The sequence below is a fragment of the Pseudomonas sp. Pse1 genome (assembly GCF_024519635.1).
Classification (GTDB): domain Bacteria; phylum Pseudomonadota; class Gammaproteobacteria; order Pseudomonadales; family Pseudomonadaceae; genus Aquipseudomonas.
On record NZ_JALJRO010000032.1, the window covers coordinates 41263 to 47281 of the forward strand.

The 6019-nt window shown below is 60.4% G+C and carries 6 protein-coding genes and 1 pseudogene; 3 read left to right on the plus strand and 4 right to left on the minus strand.

Annotated features, from left to right (window positions below; genetic code table 11):
- The first annotated feature begins 143 nt into the window (after nt 1-143).
- A complete protein-coding gene (ytfE, locus tag NR126_RS27290; protein WP_027620456.1) occupies nt 144-818 on the plus strand; it encodes an iron-sulfur cluster repair protein YtfE in 675 nt (224 codons plus the stop codon).
- 70 nt (nt 819-888) lie between these two features.
- Here the strand turns inward: ytfE and NR126_RS27295 are convergent, their stop codons facing one another.
- Together NR126_RS27295 and NR126_RS27300 are read right to left on the minus strand one after the other, a co-directional pair.
- Nucleotides 889-1326: a membrane protein gene (locus NR126_RS27295; RefSeq protein WP_027620457.1), complete on the minus strand. Its 438-nt coding sequence runs from the start codon at nt 1324-1326 to the stop codon at nt 889-891.
- Nucleotides 1327-1354: 28 nt separating this feature from the next.
- A complete protein-coding gene (locus tag NR126_RS27300) occupies nt 1355-2545 on the minus strand; it encodes an NnrS family protein (protein ID WP_027620458.1) in 1191 nt (396 codons plus the stop codon).
- A gap of 558 nt (nt 2546-3103) precedes the next feature.
- On the opposite strand from NR126_RS27300, the gene NR126_RS27305 reads away from it, so the two are divergent.
- Together NR126_RS27305 and NR126_RS27310 are read left to right on the plus strand one after the other, a co-directional pair.
- The gene (locus NR126_RS27305) at nt 3104-3787 is read left to right on the plus strand and encodes a Crp/Fnr family transcriptional regulator (RefSeq protein WP_027620459.1); all 684 of its coding nucleotides are present in this window, start codon (nt 3104-3106) and stop codon (nt 3785-3787) included.
- Entirely contained in the window at nt 3784-3975 is a 192-nt protein-coding gene (locus NR126_RS27310; RefSeq protein ID WP_081786409.1) for a protein DnrP, read from the plus strand. The genes NR126_RS27305 and NR126_RS27310 overlap by 4 nt, the downstream gene beginning before the upstream one ends.
- Before the next feature lie 64 nt (nt 3976-4039).
- On the opposite strand, the gene NR126_RS27315 is transcribed toward NR126_RS27310, so the two are convergent.
- Nucleotides 4040-4501 carry a DUF3304 domain-containing protein gene (locus NR126_RS27315; RefSeq protein ID WP_371321433.1) on the minus strand — a complete coding sequence of 154 codons (462 nt, stop codon included), beginning with the start codon at nt 4499-4501 and terminating at the stop codon, nt 4040-4042.
- 94 nt (nt 4502-4595) lie between these two features.
- Nucleotides 4596-6019, minus strand: a pseudogene (locus NR126_RS27320) (phospholipase effector Tle1 domain-containing protein); the annotation flags it as partial.

A 6019-nucleotide genomic window follows, 5' to 3' on the forward strand; every position in this document is an offset into this window, starting at 1 on the left:
ACCCTCTATGGTGGGATTCACCCTAATGCCTCAGGGTTCAGTTCACCACCGTTAAAAATTATTCCATTGATATCAATCAGTTAAATTTGGCATCTGCTGTGCAATGAGCTTGGGGAACCGTTACAAACCGAGAGGAACCCCTGATGAGCCACAACCTGCTGGAACAAAGCCTGGGCCAACTGGCCTGCGACATTCCCGGTGCCACGCGGATCTTTCACACCTTCAACCTCGACTTCTGCTGCGGCGGCCACAAGAGCCTGCGCGACGCCGCCCTGGGCAAACAACTCGACCCGCAATTGATCGCCGATGCCCTGCAGATCCTGCAAGACAGCGGCGAAAGCCAGGACGACTGGCGCCAGGCGCCGCTGGAACAATTGATCGCCCATCTGCTGTCGCGTTATCACGCCCGCCACCGCGAGCAACTGCCGGAACTGATCCGCCTGGCGCGGCGCGTCGAGCAGGTTCACGGCGCACGCAGCACCTGCCCCAACGGCCTGGCCGAACTGCTCTGCGAAATGCAGCAGGAACTCGAAGGGCACATGTGCAAGGAAGAACAGGTGCTGTTCCCGATGCTGCAACACGGCCTCGGCCCGCGTGCGGCACCGCCGATCCAGGTGCTGCGTTTCGAGCATGATCAACACGGTGAAAGCCTGGAAAAACTGCTGGGCCTGACCCACCAGATCACGCCGCCGGCGGATGCCTGTAACACCTGGCGCGCGTTGTATCGCGGACTGGCGGAATTTCGTGATGACCTGATGCAGCATATTCATCTGGAGAACAATGTGTTGTTCGTCAATGCGCTTGAGGCGCGGCATTGATCGGCTATCGATGAATCTGTGGGGCCTGTAGGGCCCCACAAAATCCTGTGGGCGCCAGCCTTGAGACAGTTCACCACTGCCAATAAAACATCGCCTTGGCGAGCACCACGATCAGCACCATGTGCCCGAGGATGCTGCGGCGGATCCAGGTGGCCCGAGTGGCGCTGAGGCGTCCGTGGGTCAGCCAGTACGCGAGCAGCAGGTAGTGGCCGATGATGCTCAACGCCAACAAAATCTTCAGGCTCAACAAGGTGCCGAAACTGCTCGCCAGCGGCTGGCTCAGGGCGCCGCGGTACTGCGAGGCCAGACCAATGCCGGCGCCATACAACAGCAGCACCACCCCATGCAGGACCTTGCGCGAACGCACGGCGATGGCTTGCTCGGCGCCTGCTTGCGAGATGTCCGACAGTTGCCGGCGAGCGTTGTGCCAGATGACCACTTCGAAGAACAACGTGCCGATGAAAGCAATGGCCGCCAGCAGGTGGCTGACCAACAGATAGGGATACATGAACGAGCCTCTCCTTGAGTGTGCGGGCTTAACCCGGATGTCCATCGACCCGGGTGCGCAGCAGCATCGGCCCATAACGCCAGGCGTACAGCGCGAAGGCCAGGGCCCAGCACACACCCGCCAGCCACAACGCCGGCATCGGCAACCACAGGATCAGACCAACCCGACTCAGGCACGCCAGGTTGAGCAGAATGAACGCCAGGCTCATCCCCGCAGGCGGCTGCAATGGCCGGCCGGTGTGGCCGAGGGTGACCCGCGCGATCATCGCCAGCACCAGGCCGCCCATGGCGCCGATAGTCAGGGCGTGCACCGCCAGGCTCGGGTTGATCGCCACGCCGAAATGCCACAGCGCCATGCCCAGGCACGCCACCGCCAACCAGGCGTAGGCCAGGTGCAGCGACCACAACAGCGGCACGCGCCACAGGGCGCGGTCCTGCCAACGCAGCAGGCGGATCAGGTGACCGACCCCGAGCACCGCGAACAGCAGGCCAACCCACAGGTTCGGGATCAGTGCAGGACCTGCGGCGTAGAGGAACGCCACCAGCGGCGAGCCGATCAACAGCAGCCAGTCGAGCCACGGCCATGGCGAAACGGCGTCGACCCGACCGAGACCACGCTGGGTGAAAAACGGAATCACCCGGCCACCGATCAGGCCCATCATCGCCGCCACCAGCCAGATGCCGCTCAACACACCCTGACGCTGCCAGCCTTCATGGCCGGCGCTCAGCCCATACAGGGACAAGCCGTCGGCCAACGCCAGCAACAGCAGGACCACGACAATCGGGTAGTTACGCTTCTGCCGCACCTGCCACAGGCTGATGCCCATCAGTGCCGCCACCGCCAGCGGGAAAGCCAGTTCGAGGACGGCGAGCAGCGCCCAGGGCGCATTGACCAACCAGGCCACCCGCGCCAGTAACCACACCAGCGCCAGGGCGGCCAGGGGTCGGCCGCTGAGTCCGGGGCGGCCGGTCCAGGTCTGTACTGCGGTCAGCAGGAAGCCGGCGATGATCGCCAGGCCGAAGCCGAACAGCAGCTCATGCCGATGCCAGCCCAACCAGCCACCCGCCGGCTGCCAGTCGCTGATCGAACCGCTGAAAGCCGCCAGCCACAGCGGGATCGCCAGCAGCGCCAGCAGGCAACCGGCGAGGAAAAACGGCCGGAAAGCCAGGCGTAACAGCGGCGGGATTGCCATTGCTTTGCTGCGTTCGAGCACTTGCATGTTGCTACTCCTCTGCATGCCCGGCACCTATACGCAGTGCGCGGGTCCATCCGCGTTCGATCATCAGAGAGTAGTGATCGCACGGTGTTGTTGCAGATCAACAGTGCAAGCGTCATGCCTGAGGAGCTTGGCGTTGCAGCGACGGGGGTTTGATCGGGAGCAGCGATTCGCTGATAGGGTAAAAACAACCCTTAATAGTTAATTTTACCCATTTACACAGGGTCATTTTTACCGCATCCACCATAGACCTGTAGGAGCTAGCTTGCTAGCGATGGACGTCAACGATAACGCGCTCTGTCTGGATAAACGCGGCGATCTCGGGTTTTTCGCGAGCAGGCTCGCTCCTACATTGCATTGCGCCGAGGCGACAGATTGCGGCTGGCCCGAGTCTTGCTGAACAGGGTAATCCCAACCCCTTTTCGCTTATCCGGAGTCGTCATGAGCAAAGTCATTCACCCCCTGGCCTGGTTCGTCGTGTTGAGTTCCGTCCTCGCCCTGGCCAGTGGTCTTTCTCTGGGTCTCGTCTAAGCCGAATTTCACTTTCAAGGAAGCCTTGCCATGGTCCTTCACCGCGTCCACCACCAGATCCTGCGCAGCCACCATCTGTTCGAACCCTTGAACGACGAGCAGATGGACCAACTGATGGGCAGCAGCCAGTTGCTCAGCGTCGACAAGGGCGAACCGCTGTTTCGCCAGGGTGAGCCGGCCGATTCGTTTTACTTCGTGATTGCCGGCGCGGTGAAGATTTACCGGTTGACGCCCGATGGCCAGGAGAAGGTGTTCGAGGTGCTCGGCGACCGGCAAACCTTCGCCGAAGCGATGATGCTGATGGACACCTCCAACTACGTGGCCTCAGCCGAAGCCGTGGGGCCGACCCAGCTCTACCGGTTTTCCAACAGCACCTACCTGCACCTGCTGCAAAGCAATAGCCGGCTGACCCTGGCGCTGCTGGGCAAGCTGTGTGTGCGCCTGCATCAGCGGGTCAACGAGATCGAGACCCTGTCGCTGAAAAACGCCACTCACCGGGTAGTGCGCTATCTGTTGACCCAACTGGTGCGCGAGCAAACGGTGGACAGCCATTTCGAGCTGCCGATGGCCAAACAGTTGATTGCCGGGCACCTGTCGATCCAGCCGGAGACTTTTTCGCGGATCATTCGCCGCCTGATCGACGAGCAGATCATTACCCAGGATGGCCGGCACATCAGCATCCTCGATCGCCTGCGCCTGGAACAGTTCGAGTGAACACCCTGCCCGTCTGCCTCTACTGCCAACACCCCAACCCCGCCGGCAGCCGCGACTGCCACCACTGCGGCATGCTCCTACCCTTGCATGCAGCCCACGCGGCAAAACAGCGTTTGCGCAGGTTTCAATGGTTTTGTATTGGCCTGAGTGTGTTTTGCGTGGCGATGTTTTTTTGGTTGCCGCGTTAGCCGCTTGCCCCCCCTGTGGGAGCCGACTCAACAGGCTTCCGCATCACCCGCAGCTGCCTGAGTATTACGGACACGACTGCGGCTGTGGCAGATGCAGCGGCGTCTTGATCGGGTATTCGGGACTGCCGTAGGCATGGCAGGAGGTGGTGACCTGGAGTTCGTCGCAGGGCAGGAAGTGCACGGTGAGGCCGCAGACTTTTTGGCCGGTGTAGTCGGGGATGGGGACGGATTGGGTGTGTTGGCGTTTGTAGGATCGCATTTCGTCCCTCCAGGCTAAGTACTTCGCCCGATCTGCGTAGCCAGGGAAACCATCGGGATAAGCAACGCCGGTTTCCCACTCAACTTGCACCGTCATTCCCGGTTTCCAGCGCCACGGGGCGACATAACAACAGCCTCCCCCCCCACCTTGATACGGTCCAATGATGTCGACTCCCGAGCGGCCCTCGACGCTAAAACGATTGATCGCCCAGTGCGTGTGATTGATCGCTTCAAGAGAGCCGGCCAGGGCACCTTGAACCAGGAGCATTCCCACCAGTCCGCATGTACCGGCCGCCATTGAGGTCCGCAGAGGGTGCTTGAGCAGCGGTTCGCTCGCTTGAGTCATGCGCAGACAAGCCCTGTCAGACCGTTCCATCAACGGCTCCTGCATCTTGCGCGTCATAGGCTGCCCACCGCGCGTCGATGGCTTTCATAACGGCTGCCATACGCTCGACATCCATGTACGGCGGCTGTTGAGCACGCTCAGCTTCCAATCTGCGCCGACCGGCGTCCTCGGCCAGCAACTGCCCATTCTTCTCAAGGAACAACACCAATTCGCGGCGGTTGCTCTCGCCAAAGAACACCATGCGCTCCCCAAAGTAGCTGCCACCGTGTTCGCGGCCCAGCGAGTAAAGAAACCAGGCGCGGGAGTCGTGGACCTGATCGTCGAACAGTGCCCGCAACAAACCGGTCGGTTCCTTGGCGTTGCGGCTTTCGTCGACGTTCAAACGCAGGGTTTCACTGAAATGATTGCGCTCGTGTTTCGGCGGTGGGAACAACAGGCTGACTTTTTCCTTGCCGGCATTTCTCATCAACTGGCGCTCGACCCGGGCTTCAGGGCTCGCCTGGTTGACAATCAGCGCAGGGATGATCGCCAGCCGTGCCAGGCGAATCACAAAGGGTGTGATGACGCTGGGGTTGCGATAGTCGATGCCGAACTCTTCGGCTGCCTCGCGCAACTGCGTCTGGGCCATGTCGGCGTCGAAGTCCTTGACGCCGGGGGCCAATGGCATGGGTGCGATACGTTTGAATTGTTCGTTGACCTGTTGTTCTCGACGGTTTTTTACGATGAGTGCCTGTCTTGCGTTCCGGGCAGCTTCGGCGTTTTCTCGATCGATTGGATCGGCTTCAGTATCAGAAGCCTGCGCATAAAAAAGAGTCTGCTTCAGACTGGCGAAAGCGTAGCGGTCGATGCGCCACGCGGTGATCCAGGCCATCTGCTCGCGCAGGGCTTGTTCGAGGGCCGTCGTGGATGGCAGGGGTTGGTAGAGTGCTGTTTGTTCTGGGGATAGCGGCTGGGAAACAGGGAGTAGGCCTAGAGTTACTTCGCGCCAGGCGTTATATCGTTGTGTCAATGCTGGTGAAACACTGAAGGCTTTCACAACACTATCTTCCATGGCTCGCCAAAGCTCTTGACTGAGGCTCGAAGGCAAAGTGGCCTTGGGTACTTTCAATGGCGCGCCATGAGCAAAAGCATCCGCATACATGTCATGCAACGCAATCTGCGATAGCAATAGACCGTCACCTTCAACGTTGCCCACGCTGTAAGCCTTCCCCTGATCTCCCGGCGGATACCCTCCTCCCTGATCCGAATGCACCCCCGGATAAATCACCTCGGTGGAGTTTGCCGGATACCCACCGTTCTCTTGCCGAATCGACTCAAGCGGAAAACACAAACGCTGCTCATGGCTGGCTACGATATGCAGGCAACGCTTGACCAACCGTTCCGGAATCTGTTGATTGCCATCGGCCCAACTCATATGACCGGTTGCCCCCGGAAAAATAT

Excerpts from the sequence above, each read along its gene's own strand:
- ytfE (WP_027620456.1), top strand. The coding sequence starts at position 144 with ATGAGCCACAACCTGCTGGAACAAAGCCTGGGCCAACTGGCCTGCGAC.
- NR126_RS27295 (WP_027620457.1), bottom strand. The coding sequence starts at position 1,326 with ATGTATCCCTATCTGTTGGTCAGCCACCTGCTGGCGGCCATTGCTTTC.
- NR126_RS27300 (WP_027620458.1), bottom strand. The coding sequence starts at position 2,545 with ATGCAAGTGCTCGAACGCAGCAAAGCAATGGCAATCCCGCCGCTGTTA.
- NR126_RS27305 (WP_027620459.1), top strand. The coding sequence starts at position 3,104 with ATGGTCCTTCACCGCGTCCACCACCAGATCCTGCGCAGCCACCATCTG.
- NR126_RS27315 (WP_371321433.1), bottom strand. The coding sequence starts at position 4,501 with ATGCTCCTGGTTCAAGGTGCCCTGGCCGGCTCTCTTGAAGCGATCAAT.